The 20,104-nt window shown below is 46.7% G+C and carries 20 protein-coding genes; 9 read left to right on the top strand and 11 right to left on the bottom strand.

The genetic code is table 11. The annotated features are described in order from the left end of the window. The first annotated feature begins 9 nt into the window (after positions 1-9). Positions 10-486, top strand: a complete 477-nt coding sequence (locus tag ACR3I3_RS02260; RefSeq protein ID WP_440952959.1) for a carboxymuconolactone decarboxylase family protein — start codon at positions 10-12, stop codon at positions 484-486. A 105-nt stretch (positions 487-591) separates the two neighbouring features. Here ACR3I3_RS02260 and ACR3I3_RS02255 read toward each other — a convergent pair whose 3' ends face one another. Next, complete coding sequence (locus tag ACR3I3_RS02255; protein ID WP_440952958.1) at positions 592-1,491, bottom strand: presenilin family intramembrane aspartyl protease PSH; 900 nt, start codon at positions 1,489-1,491, stop codon at positions 592-594. 128 nt (positions 1,492-1,619) lie between these two features. On the opposite strand from ACR3I3_RS02255, the gene ACR3I3_RS02250 reads away from it, so the two are divergent. The 3 genes from ACR3I3_RS02250 (at position 1,620) to fen (ending at position 3,529) form a co-directional block, all read left to right on the top strand. After that, positions 1,620-1,946 carry a hypothetical protein gene (locus ACR3I3_RS02250; protein ID WP_440952957.1) on the top strand — a complete coding sequence of 109 codons (327 nt, stop codon included), beginning with the start codon at positions 1,620-1,622 and terminating at the stop codon, positions 1,944-1,946. 228 nt (positions 1,947-2,174) lie between these two features. Then, positions 2,175-2,489 carry a hypothetical protein gene (locus ACR3I3_RS02245; RefSeq protein WP_440952956.1) on the top strand — a complete coding sequence of 105 codons (315 nt, stop codon included), beginning with the start codon at positions 2,175-2,177 and terminating at the stop codon, positions 2,487-2,489. A 23-nt stretch (positions 2,490-2,512) separates the two neighbouring features. Further along, entirely contained in the window at positions 2,513-3,529 is a 1,017-nt protein-coding gene (fen, locus tag ACR3I3_RS02240; protein WP_440952955.1) for a flap endonuclease-1, read from the top strand. 37 nt (positions 3,530-3,566) lie between these two features. Here the strand turns inward: fen and gpmI are convergent, their stop codons facing one another. The 3 genes from gpmI to ACR3I3_RS02225 form a co-directional block, all read right to left on the bottom strand. Next, positions 3,567-5,114: a 2,3-bisphosphoglycerate-independent phosphoglycerate mutase gene (gene gpmI, locus ACR3I3_RS02235; RefSeq protein ID WP_440952954.1), complete on the bottom strand. Its 1,548-nt coding sequence runs from the start codon at positions 5,112-5,114 to the stop codon at positions 3,567-3,569. A 149-nt stretch (positions 5,115-5,263) separates the two neighbouring features. Next, positions 5,264-5,602: a P-II family nitrogen regulator gene (locus tag ACR3I3_RS02230; RefSeq protein ID WP_440953728.1), complete on the bottom strand. Its 339-nt coding sequence runs from the start codon at positions 5,600-5,602 to the stop codon at positions 5,264-5,266. A gap of 4 nt (positions 5,603-5,606) precedes the next feature. Further along, positions 5,607-6,989, bottom strand: coding sequence for an ammonium transporter (locus ACR3I3_RS02225; protein ID WP_440952953.1), 1,383 nt, complete (start codon positions 6,987-6,989; stop codon positions 5,607-5,609). Positions 6,990-7,403: 414 nt separating this feature from the next. Between ACR3I3_RS02225 and ACR3I3_RS02220 the strand changes: the two genes are divergently transcribed. Both ACR3I3_RS02220 and ACR3I3_RS02215 read left to right on the top strand, forming a co-directional pair. Further along, on the top strand, positions 7,404-8,396 hold the full coding sequence (locus ACR3I3_RS02220; protein ID WP_440952952.1) for an aspartate-semialdehyde dehydrogenase: 993 nt from the start codon (positions 7,404-7,406) through the stop codon (positions 8,394-8,396). Positions 8,397-8,557: 161 nt separating this feature from the next. Next, complete coding sequence (locus ACR3I3_RS02215; protein ID WP_440952951.1) at positions 8,558-9,427, top strand: class I SAM-dependent methyltransferase; 870 nt, start codon at positions 8,558-8,560, stop codon at positions 9,425-9,427. 48 nt (positions 9,428-9,475) lie between these two features. Here ACR3I3_RS02215 and ACR3I3_RS02210 read toward each other — a convergent pair whose 3' ends face one another. The 3 genes from ACR3I3_RS02210 to ACR3I3_RS02200 all read right to left on the bottom strand — a co-directional run bounded on the left by ACR3I3_RS02210 (position 9,476) and on the right by ACR3I3_RS02200 (position 11,428). Then, positions 9,476-10,831 carry an MATE family efflux transporter gene (locus ACR3I3_RS02210; protein WP_440952950.1) on the bottom strand — a complete coding sequence of 452 codons (1,356 nt, stop codon included), beginning with the start codon at positions 10,829-10,831 and terminating at the stop codon, positions 9,476-9,478. Positions 10,832-10,894: 63 nt separating this feature from the next. After that, the gene (locus ACR3I3_RS02205) at positions 10,895-11,107 is read right to left on the bottom strand and encodes a hypothetical protein (protein ID WP_440952949.1); all 213 of its coding nucleotides are present in this window, start codon (positions 11,105-11,107) and stop codon (positions 10,895-10,897) included. 180 nt (positions 11,108-11,287) lie between these two features. Next, complete coding sequence (locus ACR3I3_RS02200) at positions 11,288-11,428, bottom strand: hypothetical protein (RefSeq protein WP_440952948.1); 141 nt, start codon at positions 11,426-11,428, stop codon at positions 11,288-11,290. Between the two features lie 245 nt (positions 11,429-11,673). Between ACR3I3_RS02200 and ACR3I3_RS02195 the strand changes: the two genes are divergently transcribed. Beyond that, complete coding sequence (locus ACR3I3_RS02195) at positions 11,674-12,603, top strand: UbiA family prenyltransferase (RefSeq protein ID WP_440952947.1); 930 nt, start codon at positions 11,674-11,676, stop codon at positions 12,601-12,603. Here ACR3I3_RS02195 and ACR3I3_RS02190 read toward each other — a convergent pair. From ACR3I3_RS02190 to ACR3I3_RS02175, 4 genes are all read right to left on the bottom strand, one after another. Further along, a complete protein-coding gene (locus tag ACR3I3_RS02190; RefSeq protein WP_440952946.1) occupies positions 12,590-13,288 on the bottom strand; it encodes a helix-turn-helix transcriptional regulator in 699 nt (232 codons plus the stop codon). The two genes, ACR3I3_RS02195 and ACR3I3_RS02190, sit on opposite strands and share 14 nt — an antisense overlap. Before the next feature lie 372 nt (positions 13,289-13,660). Continuing rightward, the gene (purH, locus tag ACR3I3_RS02185) at positions 13,661-15,277 is read right to left on the bottom strand and encodes a bifunctional phosphoribosylaminoimidazolecarboxamide formyltransferase/IMP cyclohydrolase (protein WP_440952945.1); all 1,617 of its coding nucleotides are present in this window, start codon (positions 15,275-15,277) and stop codon (positions 13,661-13,663) included. Between the two features lie 76 nt (positions 15,278-15,353). After that, on the bottom strand, positions 15,354-17,255 hold the full coding sequence (locus ACR3I3_RS02180) for a phosphoadenosine phosphosulfate reductase domain-containing protein (RefSeq protein WP_440952944.1): 1,902 nt from the start codon (positions 17,253-17,255) through the stop codon (positions 15,354-15,356). A gap of 53 nt (positions 17,256-17,308) precedes the next feature. Continuing rightward, positions 17,309-18,130, bottom strand: a complete 822-nt coding sequence (locus tag ACR3I3_RS02175; protein WP_440952943.1) for a CRISPR-associated protein Cas4 — start codon at positions 18,128-18,130, stop codon at positions 17,309-17,311. 122 nt (positions 18,131-18,252) lie between these two features. Between ACR3I3_RS02175 and ACR3I3_RS02170 the strand changes: the two genes are divergently transcribed. Both ACR3I3_RS02170 and ACR3I3_RS02165 read left to right on the top strand, forming a co-directional pair. Then, positions 18,253-18,993: a helix-turn-helix domain-containing protein gene (locus tag ACR3I3_RS02170; RefSeq protein ID WP_440952942.1), complete on the top strand. Its 741-nt coding sequence runs from the start codon at positions 18,253-18,255 to the stop codon at positions 18,991-18,993. Between the two features lie 58 nt (positions 18,994-19,051). Further along, positions 19,052-20,101 (top strand): hydroxymethylglutaryl-CoA synthase, encoded by a 1,050-nt coding sequence (locus tag ACR3I3_RS02165; RefSeq protein ID WP_440952941.1) that lies wholly within the window; start codon positions 19,052-19,054, stop codon positions 20,099-20,101. Positions 20,102-20,104 lie beyond the last annotated feature (3 nt).

The following is a 20,104-nucleotide window of genomic DNA, read 5'->3' as shown; positions in this document are numbered from 1 at the left end:
AGGATAATTATGGATATAAAAAAGATCAGGGAGATTGTGGAAAAAGAGCCTGAAGAGGCGGTAGAGGAGGTACTGGAAGGCGTCAGGGAAAGATATGGTGAGATCCCATATATCCTGAACTTCATGAAAGATATGCCGGATCTCCTGATCCCGAAAGTTATGTATGACAATTCCATCATGAGGGAATTCGAAAGACTGGACCCTAAGACCATCGAACTGATCTGCATCGGTGTTTCTTCGGCCATCCGCTGCGATCACTGCATGAAGATGCACATCCGTGTGGCACACAGGCTCGGTCTTACAAAGGAAGAGATCTTTGATGCTGTCCTGATCGGTGGTGCAATGTCCAACGCCTCTGTCCTTGCGGAAGGCACCAGGGCACTTGACCTTGAGTTCAACGGCACGAAGCCCGAATGTGATGAGAGTTGTGATGTCTGCAACATTGCTAATAGCGGCAATGGTTCTGCTAAGGGCAATGAAGACTGAACGTCAACCAGAACACGAACAAAAATAAGTCTCAAAAAGTGATTGATGTCTTTTTTGACATTGACATCGCTTCTTGTTATTTCTAATTTTGATATTATACTGACCTTATCCCAGGACCGGTGTTCCCGAGAGAAGAGCTCCTGCAATGTATCCAAGGATAACTCCACCATTCAGGAATGGAAGTCCTGCCTGTGGTTTTCCTTTCATGACGAAGATGGTCAGTGCAAAGAAACCAATAAGGGTACCTATCATAGCTCCAAGTGCAGGGTATGAGATGAAACCGCTGTGTTCGATGAACACGTTTGCTGACACTACTAGCACTGTGGGCATGACCGCATCCCCGAGGCCCATGAAGAACGCATCTCTCTCACCTTCTGCCTTCAGGCTGTCCTTTATGAATGAATAGTTCAGCTTCTTGGGGATCACGAAGAGTATGGGCAGTTTAAGGTCCATGACACCTTCTGCCAGGTCGATCATGTGCTTCGTCTTGTAAACGGAGATCGCATCGTATATTGCCAGCAGGCTCAGGAGCACTATGGCGGGGATGATCCCGAAGGATATTCCGAAGATGGAGCTTGCGGCTGCTGCGACTATGATCCCTGTGATATCGATGACGTACCATTCGGGGTACTTGTAAAGCAGTGCTGTCAGGGCTATGGAAAGCGGGATTGCTATTGCATTGCTCATTACCTGGTCGAAACCGAGGATGAAGAACAGCGGGTAAAACCCATAATAGACCGTTGCTGCCACCGCAAGGAGTATGGTAAGTTGTATCACCCACTTCATGTTCTTTTTGATAGCCATGAGCAGAAGGAACGTGAACACGAGGATGAATCCGATATAATAGAGTGAGTTCGCCGTGGATTCGGGATCTTCCACAGCACGCATTCCAAGATTCTCCATAGGAGATGCCATGAGAAGTGCTATGGACTGTATCACAAGTATCAAGCCGGCCATAACTAACATTGGCACGTAATCCCTGATCGTGTCTTTTTCAGAACTCAAGATAAATACTCCCTTTATATCTAAACTTCTCCGAAAATCTAAATATCTGCACAGTATTTAATAGTATGTAAGAGTTTAATAGTATCATCAGCATAATATTGCTGCAAGTATTTGTAAATGAGGTAAAAATGATGGATACCCGGGACATTGTATTTTCACTTGTGATGGTTGTATCGTCCTTTGTCCTTACCTATGAGTGGTTGGGTAGGTTCAAGTATAGTCCGGCGAATTCTTTGATCATATTAGCCGCTATTGTAATGGTTGGTGCACTGGCTGCTATGATTCTCTCTGCGGATATAAGGCTCCGCAAGATAGAAAAGGCACTGGATGAAAAAGAGCGTTCTCTTCGCATAAATGTGCAGAGCATTGAAAGTTCAATGGACAAGAAGATGAACGAGGTTATCACTGTAGTTGATGAGGCAATGGATGTAATGAACAGGAGAACATATCGCTGATTTCCCGTTTTATTCTTCTCTTTCTTCATGCCTTCTTTTTTCACCTATGTTCCTGCATTTCTCTCTGTTTCCAATCTGATGTTGGTCTGACCAGAAATGCTATCAACCGGGTTGAAAATCGACAGATGCCGAAAAGCATATTAATGTGGCCGTATTATGTTGTCTTTATAAGGTCGAAAGACTTTCCTATTATATTCATGAACTGTTACTTTACAGGGGACTGCGTACATGCGCATTAATTTAGAACCGATCGGTATAATCAAGAAAGCTGGGAAATATTCAGAGATCCTGATATACTCTGAGTTTGAGCAGGTTGTCAAGAATCTTGTATCCAAGGTTGGAAAGGGTCCTGTTTGTGGTCAGGAGCTATTGATCATACACAAGAACGGTAATGGTGATGACATACATCAGGTGGAAGTAACGAAGACAACGATCTTTGATCGTGTGGGCAATATCATTAAGGTTGGCAAGATCAATGCACATGATGATTCCGTGATCGATGTGCGGATCAATATCAACGAGGATATCTCAGGACACAACTGATCTCTTTTTTATTCCAGAGTAACATGGGCACGGATATTGGTGATCTGCTTCAGAAACACACGGTTGAGATAGCTGAGCTTTCGAACAAGGTCGTGGCTATCGATGCCTATAACACGCTTTACCAGTTTTTGAGCATAATACGTCAGCGTGACGGTACTCCTTTGAAGGATTCGAATGGGCAGGTGACATCCCATCTTTCAGGTATTCTCTACAGGTTCACAAACCTTGTCGAAAGTGGTGTCAGGCCGGTATTCGTTTTTGACGGCAAACCCCCTGAGTTCAAATCCGGGACCCTTGAGAAGCGCCATGAGATACGTGAGAATGCCAGTGCAAAATGGGAGGATGCAAAGGCACAGGGTCTGGAGGAAGAAGCGTACAAGTATGCACAGGCCTCATCAAAGGTGACGAAAGAGATCATCGAGGACTCGATCAGGCTTATTGAGCTGATGGGTATCCCTTATGTGAGGGCTCCCTCCGAAGGAGAGGCTCAGGCTGCCTATATGGTGCGTAAGGGTGATGCTGATTATATCGGTTCCCAGGATTATGATTCTCTCCTTTTCGGCGCACCTTATGTAATACGGAACTTAACGATAACCGGCAAGAGAAAGCTTCCACGCAAGAATATCTATGTGGATGTGAAGCCGGAGATGATCTCCCTTGAGGAAAGCCTTGAAGAACTTGATGTGACCCGTTCACAGCTTATCGATATTGCCATGTGTATCGGTACTGATTACAATCCCGGGCTTGAGAACATCGGCCCGAAAAGGGCATTAAAGCTCGTGAAGGAACATGGAAGCATCGAAAAGGTCCTCTCTGAGACAGGAAAGGAGATCGAGGACCTAGGATCTAAAAAGGAATTCTTCATGAACCCGCCGGTGACCGACGATTATGAACTGAAATGGAGGAAACCGGACCGTGCAGGAGTAATTGCTTTCCTCTGCAAAGGTCACGATTTCTCTGAGGACAGGGTCAATAAGGCCCTCGACCGTCTTGAAGCGAACATGGGTGGCGGACAGAGCACCCTTGACCAGTGGTTCTGATCGAAGAATGGCAGGTGCCTGCCCATTTTTAATCTTTTTATCTTTCTATCAGGGAATGACCGGTCATCTCTTCTGGTTGCTCTATTCCCAGGACTTCCAGAATGGTTGGTGATACATCCGGAAGGCTTCCTTTTGAGAGTGAGATCCCTCTGTCTTCTGTTACGTACACAAAGCGGACCGGGTTGCTTGTGTGCGCAGTGTGGACACATCCTTCCGGTGTGCAGTAATCGATCATCTTTTCAGCATTCCCATGGTCTGCCATGATCATGGCCTCTCCACCTTTTTTCAGCAGGTGCCCGACTATCTTTCCGACACAATCGTCAACAACTTCCACTGCTTTGATGGCAGCTTCCATTATTCCGCTGTGACCTACCATGTCCATGTTCGCCAGATTGAGTATGATCACATCATAGGCATCGGAATCGATCCTTTTGATAAGCTCCTCGGTGACCTCGTATGCGCTCATCTCGGGTTTGAGGTCATAGGTGGCGACCTTCGGGGAGGGTATAAGACATCTTTCCTCGCCTTCGTTCTGCTTTTCCACCCCTCCGTTGAAGAAGAAGGTCACATGGGCATACTTCTCGGTCTCTGCAATGCGCAACTGCCTGATACCTGCCTTGCTGAGCACCTCTCCCAGTGTGTTCCTGAGCTCCTCAGGAGGGAATGCGATGGGTATGGTTAGATTCTCATCGTATTCGGTCATACAGACATAATGGACAGCAGGAAGGACCTTGCGTTCGAATCCTTCAAAATCGTCGTTAACAAAAGCGTATGTCAGCTGCCTTGCACGGTCAGGCCTGAAGTTAAAGAAGATCACGGAATCGTTGTCCTTTACAGTGGCAACAGGTTCTCCGTTCTCATCGACAATTACCGTAGGTTTGATGAACTCGTCATCCTCACCTCTTTCGTAGCCATCTGAGACTGCAGATACCGGGTCATTGGCTTTGAACCCGATTCCCTGAGTGAGTGCATCATAAGCTGCCTGTGTGCGTTCCCAGCGTTTGTCCCTGTCCATTGCATAGTACCTGCCTGAAACAGTTGCTGTCTTTGCACATCCTGTTGATCCGCAGAACTTAACGTGCTCTTTCATGTCCTCAAGGGCTGCTCTTGGAGGTACATCCCTGCCGTCAAGGAATGCATGTATGTATATCCTGTCAAGTCCCTCGCTCTTCGCAAACTCGATGAGTGCACGCATGTGGTTCATGTGGCTGTGCACGCCGCCGTAAGAGAACAGTCCCATCAGGTGGAGGTCTGAACCCTTTTCCTTTGCATTGTTGATGGCTTCCAGCAATACCGGGTTCTTAAAGAAGTCGCCGTTGGCAATATCCCTGTTGATACGGGTCAGGTCCTGGTATACGACACGACCTGCTCCGATGTTCAGGTGGCCCACTTCAGAATTTCCCATCTGCCCTTCCGGAAGTCCTACGGCCTCTCCGGACGCATCGAGCAAGGTATCCGGATATTCTTCCACCAGCCTGTCAAGGTTGCCGGTGTCTGCCAGGGCGATGGCATTACCTTTGTCTTCAGGGGAATATCCCCATCCGTCCAGTATCATCAGAAGAAGTGGTCTTTTCATTAGTTTCATGGGGGGTAAAATGTCCTGATGATAATTAAATGCACGGATTTTTGCAGGGTCTGAAAATTGAGCTTATGGTAAGGTGAGATAAGATCTGAAAAAAGAAAAGGAATGTGAAGGAATGGATAGGAAGTAAAAAATGAGGATCGAGGTGCACTTCAGAGTGCGTCCCCGTCTGTTTCTCCTGTGCGTATCCGGATAACTTTCTCGACCGGATAGATGAAGATCTTCCCGTCACCAACTTCTCCGGTTGAAGCGTTCTCCATAATGATATCGACCACTTCATCGACCTTTGATTCCGGAACTACGATCTCGATCTTGATCTTGGGTATCAGGTCGACGCAATATTCGCGTCCTCTCCATTGGTGGACCATACCTCTCTGTTTCCCACGTCCGGTAACATCCGTAATTGTCATACTCTCGAACTTCGCATTCTCGAGTGCGGCTTTTACATCATGGATCTTTGTGGGTCGTATGATCGCTTCAATCTTCTGCATCATATTATGCCTCCTCTCTGCTAAGTACATATTCAGGATATGCCCTGATGCCGTGTTCTGCTCTGTCAAGACCGGCTATTTCATCTTCTTCGGACACACGAAGTCCAATTGTGGCATCAATTATCTTGAATACTATGTAGGAGATCCCGAATCCCCATACGATGCTCAGGACCATGCCAATGAACTGGATGACGAACTGTCCATATCCTCCGTAGATGAGTCCGGCTCCTTCTGCTGCATATGCTGCGTCTGAAAGGATCCCGTTGCCCATTCCTATTGAGAAGATGCCCACTGCCAGCAGTCCCCAGCTACCTGTGTAACCATGCACTGCAATTGCACCTACCGGGTCATCCACCTTCAGGAATGTCTCATTGAACATTACTCCCTTGTAGACAATAATACCTCCTACCAGTCCGATCACCAGTGCTGCCCAATTATTAACTGAACCGCATGGTGCCGTAATTGCCACAAGACCTGCGAGAAGTCCGTTGGCGGTAAGTGAAGGGTCCGGCTTACCGGTTTTTATCCAGGTGATCAGCATCACGGTCACTGCACCTGCAGCGGCTGATATGAATGTGTTTGCTATCACCAGGTTCATGTATGCATCATTGCCGTCAAGTGTACTTCCTCCGTTGAAACCTATCCATCCGAATGCTAGGATGAGGGTTCCCAGGAATGCGAATGTCAGGTTGTGACCCGGAATTGCCACCGGCTTTCCGTTCCTGAACTTTCCTATCCTCGGGCCTACAAGAAGTACTCCTGCAAGGGCGGCATAACCTCCGATTGAGTGTACAACTCCTGATCCTGCGAAGTCGTGGAATCCGATACCAACGAATTTTACGATGGGGCTTTCAGCACCTGCAAGAAGTGCCCTGTCCGCACCGCTCCAGACCCAGTGCCCGTATACCGGGTAGATGAATGCTACAAGTGCAATTGTGTATAGCAGGTAAGCTTTCAGATCGGTCCTCTCTGCCATTGCTCCTGATACAATGGTCGCGCCGGTTGCTGCGAACACCATCTGGAACCACCAGCTGTTCCAGAGTGCGTTGTCAGCTCCCTTGAGGAAGAACTGGTCGATGCCTATCAACCCTGCTGCATCGGCACCATACATGATGCCCCATCCCACTGCCCAGTAGACCAGGATACCAAGACATATGGTCATGAAGTTCTTCATGAGAATGTTGGCAGTGTTCTTGGATCTTGTAAGTCCGACCTCTACCAGCGAGAATCCTGCGTGCATCAGGAATACTATTGCTCCTGAAACAAGCAGCCAGATAAATGTAAGTGCTGTTTCCAGATCAGCAATTGCCTGCGTGTTCTCATCCACTGTTGCAGCGGATGCATTTAAAGTGGTTGCTATAAATATGACGAAAAGTGCCAGCAACATCAAGCAAGCACGATTCATCTATACTTTTTTTGAATTGTTCATTTGTTGTAGCTCCTGTACCTTCGATCCAATTAGGCACACGGAATCTTACTGTATATCTTATAATATTTAAACTTAATTACCATTTACATTTAGAATAAATATTTTAATATCAATGTCTTAATTTGATCTTCTTAATATATGGTCTATTTTCGACATCATTTGGCATATTTTTCCTCATTTCCCGGATTGACCGGTTGACGCGAGGACAGGCTATTTCTATAAGTATGATATATACAGAGCCAGATTCGGAAGTGAATTGCCGCCAAATTCGGAATATTCCTATATTCTCCGGGCAAGGTTCACATGAGACAAATAATGCTAATACAGATCAGGGTTTTTCATGGACTCTCAGCGATCAACGGATGATTCAATATGAGCTACAAGGTAGGAATTATGGGTGCCACTGGTGCAGTGGGCAGGGAAATTATCGAAGTGCTTCATGACAGGAACTTCCCTCTGGAAAGTCTGAGACTTTTTGCATCAGAGAGAAGCGCAGGCAAGACGATCGAGACGCCTTTTGGTGATATCACTATTGAAAATGCAGACTTTGCAGATTATTCAGAGCTTGACATCGCATTCTTTGCTATCAGCGGCGGCTGGAGCAAGGAGAACGCCACAAAGGCAACAGACGCAGGGTGCTACGTGGTCGACAACAGCAGCGCATTCAGGTATGATGACGAAGTGCCCCTGGTGGTCCCTGAGATCAATACCGATGCCATCGGTGACTCAAAGCTCATTGCCAATCCTAACTGTACGACCGCAATTGCAGCAATTCCGCTGTACAATCTCCACAAGGAGTATGGCCTCAAGAAGGTGATCATCAGCACCTACCAGGCTACCAGCGGAGCTGGGGCTGCCGGTATGAGCGAACTGACAGAGGAGACCCGGAACTACCTTGACGGCAAGGAAGTAAAGAACAAGGTCTTTGCACATCCAATTCCATTTAACACCATCCCTCACATCGACAGCTTCCAGGACAACGATTACACCCGTGAGGAAATGAAGGTCGTCTGGGAGACCCGGAAGATCTTCGGTGAACCTGATCTGGCCATCAGCTGCACCTGTGTGAGGATCCCTACCATGAGGGTACACGGTGAAAGCATCGTTATCGAGACCGAAAAGCCGATCTCTCCCGAGGATGCCAGAAAGTTATTGAGCAACGTCGAGGGTGTTGAAGTAAGAGATGACATAGAGAACAATGTTTACCCGATGCCACTGACCGCTACCAAAAAGTATGATGTTGAGGTCGGCAGGATCAGGCAGAACCTTGTGTTCGGTGACCGCGGTCTTGAGTTCTTCGTATGCGGTGACCAGATCCTCAAGGGCGCTGCCCTGAACGCTGTTCAGATCGCTGAAAAGCTCTGATCTTAGTTCATTGGATCATTGATAATCTATCTTTGTGCTAAGGAAAGGAAGTTCATTTAACTTCCTGCTTCCGCTCTTTTTTATTTTGTATTTTACTGTCGGCAAGTTCTCATTATCTTTCAGGCACAATCTTTTATTGAAGTTACTTCCTACTCATTCTCATGGATATCAGAGACATCGACTGGAGTGAAGTTTGGAAAGAACATATGAGGCTTTACAACGAAGTGAATGGCTCATCGGAAAAGGTGGATATCTGGGAGAGCAAGGAAAGCGCCAGAAGATACTGGGAAATGTCCCGGAACAAAGGTGCTGCAAGGGTCGAGCAGACCCTCAAGGAGATCGAGCTCACACCGGATTCACGTGTTCTTGACATTGGTGCAGGACCTGGCGCCCTTGCCATCCCTATTTCGGAGCGTGTCAGGGAAGTGGTTGCTGTGGAACCTTCTGACGGTATGATGTCTGTTCTGGAGGAAAATATCGATGCTATGAACATCGACAACATCAAATGCATACACAAAAGCTGGGAAGACGTCGGTCCTGAAGAGATCGGTGATGACTTCGATGTTGTCATTGCTTCCTATTCACTGAGCGTTCCCGATATCAGGGATGCTTTTGAGAAGATCCAGGCAGTTTCCAGTGGGCATGTTTATGTCTACTGGTTCGCAGGGGAAACGTCCTGGGACGAACAGTACCGCGCCATATGGCCCGCTCTTCACGGAGAGGAATATCACAGTTCACCCAAGTGCAACATCATGTATAACGTTCTCTACGACATGGGGATCTATCCTAATATGAACGTTTTCCCGCTGGAACGAAGCATGACCTTCTCTTCACTGGATGAGGCTGTACAACATTACATCCCTCACTACAGAGCATACACTCCCGAAAAATTGCAGATACTGAGGGAATACCTGGGTGTGATCCTGCCTCAGAATGAAGATGGTTCCATCCTGCATCTTGGTGAGACTACACGGGTCAGGATGTGGTGGGACAATAGCAAAAATAGTAATCTGGGCAACAATAGTCAGTGATAAATACTGTAGCTAATTCTCAGTATACTCTCCTGAAATTGTGGCAGCTCAGGCATTGTTGGCCTTGAAAGCGTTGTATTCCCTTGCCAGCATTGCAAATGTCACGAGGAATGAAAGGCTATCGGACACAGGGAAAGCTATCCATACCCCCTCCAGCTGGAAGAACCTTGGAAGTATCAGTACAAGGGGTATCAGGAACAGGACCTGCCTGCTTATTGAAAGGAAAAATGCGGGTCTGGCCTTCCCCAGCGTCTGGTATATGGATGCCCCTACGATCTGGAAACCTACGAATGGTAATGCAAGCACCATGATCCGTGTGGCAGATCTTCCTGCCTCTATCAGTTGCTGGTCTGTGGTAAAGATGCTGAACATCTGGGAAGGGAACAGGAAAAGTAACAGGAATCCTGCCATTGATATCACAGTGGTGATCTTGATGGCAAGTGATGTTGAGCTGACAACCCTTTCAAAGTTCTTTGCACCATAGTTGAAGCCCACTATTGGCTGAAGTCCCTGAACTATTCCTATCATAGGCATGAATGTGAACATGAACAGGCGGTTTACAACACCAAAGACCGCTATGGGTATGTCTCCGCCGTAGATGGCCAGTGCATTGTTTATTACAATTACCATGAGGCTTCCGGATGCACTTCTTGCGAAAGAGGACGCTCCGACGGTAATGGTCTCCCTGAAAACATCGGGTTGAGGCATGAGGTCGCCTGGGTGAAAGTTCAGGCTGCTCATCCCGCTGGTAAAATAGTGCACAAGGTATATGGCGCTGACAGCCTGCGATATGACGGTAGCGATTGCAGCACCTTCTATTCCCATATCAAGGCCGAATATGAATATGGGGTCCAGTATTATGTTCAGTCCTGCAGAAATGAGCATCGTCAGCATGGCAACCTTTGCATTTCCCTCTGCACGGACGATGTTGTTCACCGTCATGGAGAACGCAAAAACAATGGTGCCGTACAGGATGATCCTGGTGTATTCATATGCAAAAGGAAGGATCGTATCAGTAGCACCGAAGAGTTTCAGCAGGGGCGTGATATAAATGCTTCCGAGTACCGTGACAAGTGCGCTAAGTACAAGTATCGCAGATATGGCATTTCCAAGTGCGATATCAGCACGCTTGTAATCCTTTGCACCAAGACTCCTTGATATTATGGAGGCGCTCCCTATACCTATGGTAAGGGCAACTCCCATTATTATCATCTGGATCGGGAACGCTATTGTTATTCCTGCGATACCCTGAACACTTTCAGGTCCAAGTGCCCTTCCGACAAATATTGTGTCCACAAGGTTGTAAAGTGCCTGTACCACCATTCCGATGGTTGCCGGTACTGAAAGTTTGAAAAGGACCTTTGAGATGCTCTCTTCTCCAAGCATCCGGGTTCTGGTGTTCATTGGTGTCTCCCTCGAAGAAGTTTGATGTTGAGAAAGGAAACACCTTATAAAACAGTTCCGTATTTATCTACTTTTATGGATGTTGCAGTATTGTTCATCTATAATAATGGGTACTGTTTCGTCAGAACCTATCTCATTGTATATGAAAGCAAGTGCCATGGAGGACCATCCTATCCTTATCCTTTTAGGGAATCTATTTTCGGTGACCATGTTCCCAGATCCTAAGATCTCTTCTGCAAGATCCTGACCAAAGGAAATGGCATTTGCAGGATCCATATCGGGAAACTCCCGAAGGAATATGTTTGAGATGAACCTGCTTGTCCCTTCTCTTGAACAGACGTTCTTATCTGCGTGACAGGGATCGATGTGAATGTTGAGTCCGTTGGTATCTGTCCAGTAATGCGTGTCTGTCCTGAAAAAGAAGTCCACGGGAGTTTCTAAAGGACCTTTTGATCTCTATTGTGTATCCATGATCTTTAGTTTCCACATGTCTTTTAGGGTAGGAACCTCTTTGGATGAGCTTTCGGATTCTGCATGTGCATCTCCATCAGAATACATCTCGATGGTTGCGGGTATTGCAGTGTAATGGTTATTCATACTTCAGCCTCTTGAGTTCCGGTGCGGTTGTTTCCTGTTGAAACCTCTGAACTCTTCGTATTTTATTTCGGTTTTTAGCATTCTCTCCAATTGTCTTATTCGGAGTGTATATACAACCAGTACTTATTTTATAAGGAGTATATATTAGTGAGTTGGTTGTAAATTAGCTCAGTGGCAAAAGTTAGTTCAATGGTATAATCATATTTTACTTTACTAATATCATCTAGTCTGCTACTTTTATACTCATGGCTGAAAAAACAGTTATTTCCACAAATCAGTTGAGCTATCCGAAAAACAATAACAAGAATGCGTATTTTGAGTTGCCCGATCTGTCCGGGTTGTGGCCGACACTTCATCTTTTGAACAGTTCCACACTTGTGTCAGTATCCGGAGCCCTGAGAATATATCTTGCCTTCCTTCTGCTGCAGATGCAGTTGAATATTCTTTCCTGTATTGCAGGTGGACTTGTTGTGTATGCTGTGTACACGCTGGACCGTGCACTTGATTCAGAGGAGGATTCTGTCAACAGGTCCGAGCTAAAAGGAGCAAGGACAAAAGTAGCACTTTTCGTTTGTTTGCTTGCATTTCTGGCAGGTTCTTATCTCCTGTTCCTCGATGGACTTCTGCACCTTGCATTTCTTCCTCTTGTGACAGGTTATCTTTATACTAAAGGTCTGAAGGTCGGTAAATTCCATCTGAAACTAAAAGGTGGCCTTGGTGTGAAGAACCTTGTTGTAGGTACTACCTGGGGTGCCTTCATTGCAGGTATTGCAGGGTGGTACGCAGAGAGCATCTTACCTGTGATAGCAGTCTTCCTTTTCTTTGGTATAAAGCTCTTCGTAAATTCCTCTATATATGATTTCAAGGACATCAAAGGTGATGCACTCGCAGGTATCAGGACCCTTCCTGTAAGTCTTGGTTCTCAAAGGACTCGTGACCTGCTTCTTGGAATGCATCTTTTCTCGCACTCATTTCTGGGTCTTCTGATACTTTCTGAGACTATTGCCTATGAGCCTGTTATTCTGGTCTATAGCTTCATCGCAGGAATGATATGCATATACAGGTTCACAGTTCCAATGGAGAATGAGCCAAAGAACCGGATGTACAAACGTCTCTTTGTAGTGGACGGTGAGTCCAGCATGGTAGTGGGTCTTAGGGCATTTATAGGGATGTAATTTCCCTTGCCTCTTTTTTGTAATGTTCAAAGAGGTCCTTTCCCCATGTTGTAATTGTCTCTCCGGTACCCATAAGATCTCTTTGTGGGTCGTATGTACCGTTCTTGAAGAACAGTGACATGGAAAAGAATCTATCAGTTGCTACGAATGCGACCCTTGAGTTCTCGATCAGGTAAAGCCTTGTATTATCCGAGTCGAGATATGCCTGCATTATTTCGGTATACTCGTTCCTGACCTTTTCAAAAACATTCCTGGTCAGTATGAGGGATGTAGGTACGTTGTTCTTTGCAAGGTTTGCGAAGAACTCCGGGTATATAGGTATGAATATTGAGGATACGCCAAAGACCTTTTTTGATCTGGCAATGTTGTCCAGGAACTCTTTATGGGAATCATATATGTTCTCGATCCCCTCTTCGTGTATGGTACACTCTCCAAGTTCACTTATTCTGTCAAGAAGGTGTTGTGGGATATCATCAAGAATATGTTCTTTCCAGAATTTCTCGTTCTTCTCTATTGATTCAAGCGTATCGACCAATGGTCTCAGGTATTTAGCTGCAACTCTTCCGATGGGTGTTATGTAATATTCTTTTTCATTCTTGAAGATAAGGTTTGCAGCTTCCATTTCTTTCAATCGGGGTGAGATCTCCGGTGAACTGACGTTAAAAAATTCCCTTATCTCTGACAATGAGCGAGGTTTCTCTTCTATAAGGAACAAAAGATCCTTTCGTTTTTCGGAAAATGTCAGAATGCTAAGTAGCCCTGTTGATTTCAGTTTACCATCTCCATGATCTGCTGTGCATCAATTGTATATATAGCTCGTAAACTCGTATTTAAATGTTTCTTAATTTTCTTTCTTTCTTCAAAGTTATCGGCGTTCATTTTTCATCATTATGATGGCGAATGCTGCTGAAACCTTCAATTTTCTCTAATTATTTATAATGTTTTAACTGATATACAATTGATCGAATTTGCAAAGCCTTTGTTATATCCTCTTTCAAAGGCAAAAAGAAAAATAGTTGGTAGAATGTATGCCTCAGCACACATTCTTTTTGGTATTTCAGTGCAGGAAGTGTCTCATTCCTGTGAATACCATGGAGATGTTCAGGCGATTTGCGGTGGCAATGACCTCTTCATCCCTGATGGACCCGCCTGGCGATATGATGTATCTGATCTTGCTTTCGTCTGCATGAACAATGCTGTCATCGAACGGGAAGAACGCATCTGATGCCATGACACATTCGGAAAGTACGGATTCCCAGTACTCTTCAAAGGACATGTCAGGTTTTTCCCTCTCGTAGATCAGTTCAAGGTTCTCTCTTGCTTTGGTGGTTGCAAGCTTGCGGATGGAGTCAACACGATTTGGCTGTCCTGCACCCATTGAAAGCATAACATAGCAGCCGTCCTTGTACTCGTATGCAAGGGTCACGGAGTTTGATTTTGTACTCTTGCAGGCAGCTATACAGAACTCTGAAAGGCCGCGCTTCGCTTCAGGGTATGGTGTTTCTGTCACGCATTCCCATTTGTCATAGAGTCCGATGTTCCTCTGCTGTTTCAGCATTCCACCAATGACATACTTGTAGGTGTATTCCGTGTCAAAGTTCTCATTGAACTGCGGAAGCTCAAGCAGGCGAAGGTTTGCACTCTTCTCTTTCAGGTATTCAAGTGCATCTTGCTCGAATCCCGGTGCAAGTATGATTTCCACGAACTTGCCCTTGAGGAATTGTGCGGATTCCATGTCGAACACAGTGTTCGTACAGATTATGCTGCCAAATGCGGAGATCGGATCGCCGTCCCATGCGTGCTGCAATGCCTCGCAAAGTGTGCTTCCGGTTGCAAGTCCGCAGGGGTTGTTGTGCTTGACAATAGCAACTGCAGGGTTCCTGTTCCCGACCTCTTTGATGGTCTGGAGGGCATTATCGGCATCAACGTAGTTGTTGTATGAAAGTTCCTTTCCATGAAGCTGTTTTGCATTTGCGAGTGAAGGTCCCTCGATCCCTCTCTCTTTGTAGAATGTTGCTTCCTGATGCCAGTTCTCACCATAGCGAAGCTTGACGCCATCGGTGAAGTTCATACGAAGCACATCCTCCCCGAGAAGTGTTTTGCTAAGGTATGTGTCAATGGTGCTGTCGTAGTTTGCAGTGTGGCGGAATGCCTTTACTGCAAGACGTTCCCTGTTCTGGTCAGAGACAACTCCTGATGACCTTAATTCTTTCAGAACATGTCCGTAATCATCGGGGTCACATATTACAGTGACAGCGGAATAGTTCTTTGCTGCCGATCTCAGTAAGGTCGGCCCGCCAATGTCTATGTTCTCGATAGCTTCTTCGAGGTTAACTCCATCTTTTGAGACTGTGATCTCGAACGGGTAGAGGTTGACCGCTACCATGTCGATAAGCTCTATGGATTCTTTTTCTGCTTCTCCCATGTGGGATTCGTCTTCTCTCAGGCACAAAAGTCCGCCGTGTATCCTTGGATGCAAGGTCTTCACACGACCTCCCATCATTTCGGGAAAACCGGTTACTTCTGAGACATCGATGGTCTCAATACCTGCATCACGAAGAATTCTGGCAGTTCCGCCGGTAGATATGATCTCTATGTTCAGTTGCTCAAGTCCTCTTGCAAAATCCACGATCCCGGTTTTGTCAGAGACGCTCAGCAGTGCTCTTTTTACCAAAAAATCACCAAGTTAGGTAGTTATATATTATGTATAAATGTTCTGGTTGGCCACTTCAGGCCATCGATACTGTTCATCATCCAAACTTCACCACCGGACATATGTCGATACAGGCACCACAATGGATGCATGTTTCTCCAATGACCGCTTTTTCGTTGCTGATGGTGATGCAGTTATTGGGGCATTGTCCCACACAGACGCCACAACCCATGCATTTGAGAGCACGCCTGACGGACCTTTCCACACGGGTCATGAACTTGCGTGCACTTTTTTCGTCATTGCCCCTTGCAGTGATGGTTCCCGAGGCGAATATCTGTGCACGTTCATCTCCGTTCTGTACCGAAGCCACACCCTCAATATAGGCTGGCTTCCCGGCAGCACGGAGCTGTCCGGTAGTCTCAATAAGTTCCAGGTCCAGTGCGATCCCAAAACTGCCCTCAGCAGACATCCCGCCTTCACGGCATGGTCTGTATCCGGAGGTTACGGCAAAGTTCAGGTCTCCCTTCACTTTGCTCTTTGGTATGATATTGATCCCTTTCTGTTTTGCCACTTCTGCAATGGCAGGAGGCAGGTTCTGCCATCTCCACAATCCGTGGTCCACCCACTCCTTTGAGAGTCCCATACGCTCGGCATATGCCAGCAGGTAGTCAGTAAGCCGTTTTTCCATCTGTGGGTGGGTTTCCTTCAAACGGACGATATCTGCCAGTGATGATGAAGGGCACAGCCAGCAACCGATCCTGTCAAAACCGCGCTCATACATCACATTGTATGGCACCCCGGTCTTGAATATGTAGAGCCAGATGTGCATTGCTGTCCAGTCCTGTATGGGTGATGCACCCACTTGGTTACCCACCCAGGGGTTCTTCCATACGCGCTCGCTCTTTGCCCTGGCATCGGACTCGTACTTTCTCTGGCCGATAAAAGTGAGACATCCATTCTCGTAGTTCTCTTCTATTATCTGCGTGATCGGCCCGAGCTTGCAGACCTTGCAACACCAGCGTGCTTCCACGGAAGGTGGTCCGAAACTGTCCACGCTGTCCCAGAATGCTTCCTTTGCAGCTTTCGTCCTGATAGGTTTCTTGTATAATTTTACTATCTCTTCCACGTTCTCAACGGTTTCCGGGAACTCCAGTCCGGTATCCACGAACATGAGGTCGAAATCTTCCAGACACTCACTTGCAAGCTGCAATACTGCAAGACTGTCCTTGCCGCCTGAGTATGAGATAGTGACCGGTTTATTTACGGTCTCTGTTACGTTCCTGATAAATGAATGTGCTTTTTCCTCGAATCGTTCGAGGATCTTTGAGTTTGCCTCTACGGCATCGTCCCAGGTCTGCCCGCCCTTTGGAATATTCAGTTTTTCAGGCTTCCCTTTCCAGCGGGTCTTTACTCCTACACCACGCTTGTGCGCCAGCATGTCGGTGCCTGGCATCTTTGCGCGTCCGGCTGCTATGATATCTCCTTCAGGGGTAAGTACAACTGCCTCATCGGATGTCTGTATGCCCGGGTCGGCATCAACGATACCGGGGGCAAGAACGCTTGCTCCTTTTAATATGAAGCTCAAGGCACCGCTGTCCAGTACCACCCATCCTTTCATATCCTTCAAGTCCTTTCCTTCGAAAAGACGTCTTGCGCCGGGCAGTCGTGGCAGGAGTACCCAGTCCAGTTTGTCTACCTCAAAACGGATGCTGCCAAGAACCTCTCCGTCCACGATGATCTCTTCCATCCTGTCATCGTATGGTGCCTTGTTCAGCACGACCAGGTGACCTTCCGGTATAAGGGGTGCGTTGAACTGTTTCATTGAGACCGCATTGATATGGTCTATATCGTACTGGAATGCCGGGCGTATGTCGGCAGGAGGGGTTACCTCTATTTTCTTAGTGCTTTCCCCACAACTGCATTTCTTTCCGAGTACAGGCACATTACAATTGCCGCACCAGTGGAGAAGCAGTTTTCCAAGATATACAGGTTTTGACATCGTAGATGGACACTGGAAGAATGCATAAATAGGTTTTGGGTGCGTTCAGTATTTCAAAAGAGTCTGGATGCAAGTGATGACCTTGCAGTGGTGCATAAGTGCATGAAATTACAATAGCTGCAGGCTGTTACTTCTTTCCTTTCAGGAAGGATGCCGTTTTTTATGCTGTCCACACGGCTGCGGATCTTCAGGACCTGACGGCGGTCTTCCGGCCTGATCTTCACCTCTCGGATACTTCCGTGCCTTGCATATTGCACAAAACCATGCTCGACACTGTCCCCATAGTTCTCCTCAAGAAGCATCGCAATGGCTGCAATGTGTATCCTGTCATTTCTCCAGACGCCTGAATCCGGGTATTTGCCTGTCCTGATACTGAGGGGCAATATTTTCTCCTCATACTGTATTATCGCAGAAGGTATGCCTGTGAGCTTGAGTTTATCTGAGTGGAGTACCGGCTCTGTGCGGTATGGCCTTATTCTCCTTATGGTCTCTTCCTTGCCATACTTGCTGATGGTCTCTGAAAGGTTGGAAGCGATCATTCCTATATGTTCGGATACAACCTCCTCAGCAGTTTCAAGCACTCTATGGGGTAGGTTCCGTAGCTCTGTTGAATATATCAGTTCCAGCTCACCTTTTACACGTTCCATCTCGATGTTGAGTTCATCAAGAATGCTCACCCTGTCAATCGAAGCTCTTTCAATAGCATCAGAGTAGCCAATTGCCATCTCCTTTAATATCATATGTTCAAGGTATTCAGGAGTTATCTCTGCCGCAAGCTCATGATCTCTGTTTGTGTAGTATACCTGTCTGGGGCATTTCATGTAGAGCATAAGTTCAGAAACATTTGCATGCAGTTTGAGATCTATCAAGGGCATGATTTATAGAACATTATCGGCATTTTATAAATACTTGAACAACATAAGGATTTTTATTCGGCAATTGTCGAAAGCCCGTTCGCTAAATATATATGTAGAATCCCCCTCTTGTTTAACGAAGCATGACCGAAGATATGGCCTATGAGAACATCCGTCAGCGTCTGGCTGAAAAGATGGCAGGTGAGATCACTTTATCTGAAAAGCCTGGTGAGGCTTTGAAGAAATGGCGATTGAACTTCGATATTGCACAGACAGATCTTTCGAGCTATCTGGGTGTATCCCCGTCCGTGATCAGTGATTATGAAAGCGGCAGGAGGAAATCTCCCGGTACTCTTATTGTCAGCAAGATCGTCGACGCACTTCTGGAGATCGATACTTCCAAAGGCGGACAGAAGATACATAGCTATGAAGGTATGCTTTACACCGATCCGGGTGCAAAGGCTGTGTATGCAACATATGAGTATACATATCCGATACAGCTTGCAAAGCTCGCAACCCTGATCGAGGCAGATGTTGTGAACAAAGGAGTAGAAAAACCGCTTTACGGTTTCACTGTTGTGGACAGTAAAAAGGCTATTCTTGAGCTTTCATCACATGAGTTCCAGAAATTGTATGGCTGGAGTACCGAGCGTGCATTGGTGTTCACAAAGGTCTCTACCGGAAAGTCCCCGATGGTGGCGATCCGTGTCACGAACCTGAAACCAGGTGCTGTGGTAATTCATGGTATCAGGGGCAATCAGGTCGATCCAATGGCGAAGAAGATGGCAGAGATAGATCGGATACCTCTTCTTGCAACCACAATGGACATCGATGAACTGGTAGAGGTCCTGAAAAAGTACAGCCAGTATCATGTGATCGAGTGAAGATCTCTTTTTCAGATAGATCTTGAAAATTATAATACATCAAACAGGTGAACAAAAAATGAGTGTAGGGATTGTCTCGTATGGTGCTTATATCCCAAAATACAGGATAAAAGTAGAAGATATCGCCCGTGTATGGGGGGATGATGCAGATATTCTCAGTGCAGGCCTGATGGTATATGAAAAATCAGTACCTGACATGGATGAGGATACTGCCACGATCGCAGTGGAGGCCGCAAGGTCCGCAGTAGCACGAAACAACATTGATCCCAAACGTATAGGGGCCGTTTATACCGGTTCTGAAAGCCACCCTTATGCTGTAAAGCCTACCAGTACCATCGTAGCTGAGGCAATTGAGGCAACACCTGCCATGACCGCAGCTGACTTCGAATTTGCCTGTAAGGCAGGTACAGCTGCAATTCAGGCATGTATGGGCCTGGTCGCCAGCGGAATGGTAGATCTCGGAATGGCCATTGGTGCCGATGTCTCCCAGGGTGCTCCTGGCGATGCACTCGAATACACCGCTGCAGCAGGTGGTGTCTCTTACATCATCGGTAGTAAAGAATCCGAGATGGTTGCAGTTATCGAGGACACTTACTCATTTACCACCGATACTCCTGATTTCTGGAGACGTGAGGGTATGCCTTATCCTGAGCACGGTGGAAGGTTCACCGGTGAGCCGGGATATTTCAAGCACGTAAGCGGCGCAGCAAAGGGTCTGATGGAAAAGATGGGCACATCACCTTCTGATTATGATCATGCTGTTTTCCACCAGCCAAACGGCAAGTTTCCTTCAAGGGTCGCCAAGATGCTGGGATTCAGCAAGGAACAGATCAAGCCGGGCCTGGTCGTACCAAGGCTGGGTAACACCTATTCAGGTTCATGCATGATGGGTATCGCCGCAACACTTGATCAGGCAAAACCGGGTGACAGGATATTCGCAACAGCCTTTGGTTCAGGTGCAGGTGGAGATGCATTCAGTCTCAGGGTCACCGACAAGATCGACGAGATCCGCGATGCTGCACCTACTGTTGAAGGGCTGCTGGCAGATCCTATCTATATGGACTATGCAATGTACGCCAAGCACAAAGGAAAGATAAGGCTTGCATGAGGG

Source organism: Methanococcoides mangrovi (assembly GCF_052057775.1).
In the GTDB taxonomy this organism is placed as follows: Archaea; Halobacteriota; Methanosarcinia; order Methanosarcinales; family Methanosarcinaceae; genus Methanococcoides.
Note: the sequence above shows the minus strand (reverse complement) of the source record. Positions and strands in the feature narration are given on the sequence as shown.

Coding starts and splice junctions, on each gene's coding strand:
- ACR3I3_RS02180 (WP_440952944.1), bottom strand. CDS start 17,255: ATGTCAAAACCTGTATATCTTGGAAAACTGCTTCTCCACTGGTGCGGC.
- ACR3I3_RS02225 (WP_440952953.1), bottom strand. CDS start 6,989: ATGTTGCTGGCACTTTTCGTCATATTTATAGCAACCACTTTAAATGCA.
- ACR3I3_RS02200 (WP_440952948.1), bottom strand. CDS start 11,428: ATGAATAACCATTACACTGCAATACCCGCAACCATCGAGATGTATTCT.
- fen (WP_440952955.1), top strand. CDS start 2,513: ATGGGCACGGATATTGGTGATCTGCTTCAGAAACACACGGTTGAGATA.
- ACR3I3_RS02250 (WP_440952957.1), top strand. CDS start 1,620: ATGATGGATACCCGGGACATTGTATTTTCACTTGTGATGGTTGTATCG.
- ACR3I3_RS02230 (WP_440953728.1), bottom strand. CDS start 5,602: ATGCAGAAGATTGAAGCGATCATACGACCCACAAAGATCCATGATGTA.
- ACR3I3_RS02165 (WP_440952941.1), top strand. CDS start 19,052: ATGAGTGTAGGGATTGTCTCGTATGGTGCTTATATCCCAAAATACAGG.
- ACR3I3_RS02170 (WP_440952942.1), top strand. CDS start 18,253: ATGACCGAAGATATGGCCTATGAGAACATCCGTCAGCGTCTGGCTGAA.
- gpmI (WP_440952954.1), bottom strand. CDS start 5,114: ATGAAACTAATGAAAAGACCACTTCTTCTGATGATACTGGACGGATGG.
- ACR3I3_RS02175 (WP_440952943.1), bottom strand. CDS start 18,130: ATGCCCTTGATAGATCTCAAACTGCATGCAAATGTTTCTGAACTTATG.
- ACR3I3_RS02195 (WP_440952947.1), top strand. CDS start 11,674: ATGGCTGAAAAAACAGTTATTTCCACAAATCAGTTGAGCTATCCGAAA.
- ACR3I3_RS02245 (WP_440952956.1), top strand. CDS start 2,175: ATGCGCATTAATTTAGAACCGATCGGTATAATCAAGAAAGCTGGGAAA.
- ACR3I3_RS02210 (WP_440952950.1), bottom strand. CDS start 10,831: ATGAACACCAGAACCCGGATGCTTGGAGAAGAGAGCATCTCAAAGGTC.
- ACR3I3_RS02215 (WP_440952951.1), top strand. CDS start 8,558: ATGGATATCAGAGACATCGACTGGAGTGAAGTTTGGAAAGAACATATG.
- ACR3I3_RS02220 (WP_440952952.1), top strand. CDS start 7,404: ATGAGCTACAAGGTAGGAATTATGGGTGCCACTGGTGCAGTGGGCAGG.
- ACR3I3_RS02260 (WP_440952959.1), top strand. CDS start 10: ATGGATATAAAAAAGATCAGGGAGATTGTGGAAAAAGAGCCTGAAGAG.
- ACR3I3_RS02205 (WP_440952949.1), bottom strand. CDS start 11,107: ATGGATCCTGCAAATGCCATTTCCTTTGGTCAGGATCTTGCAGAAGAG.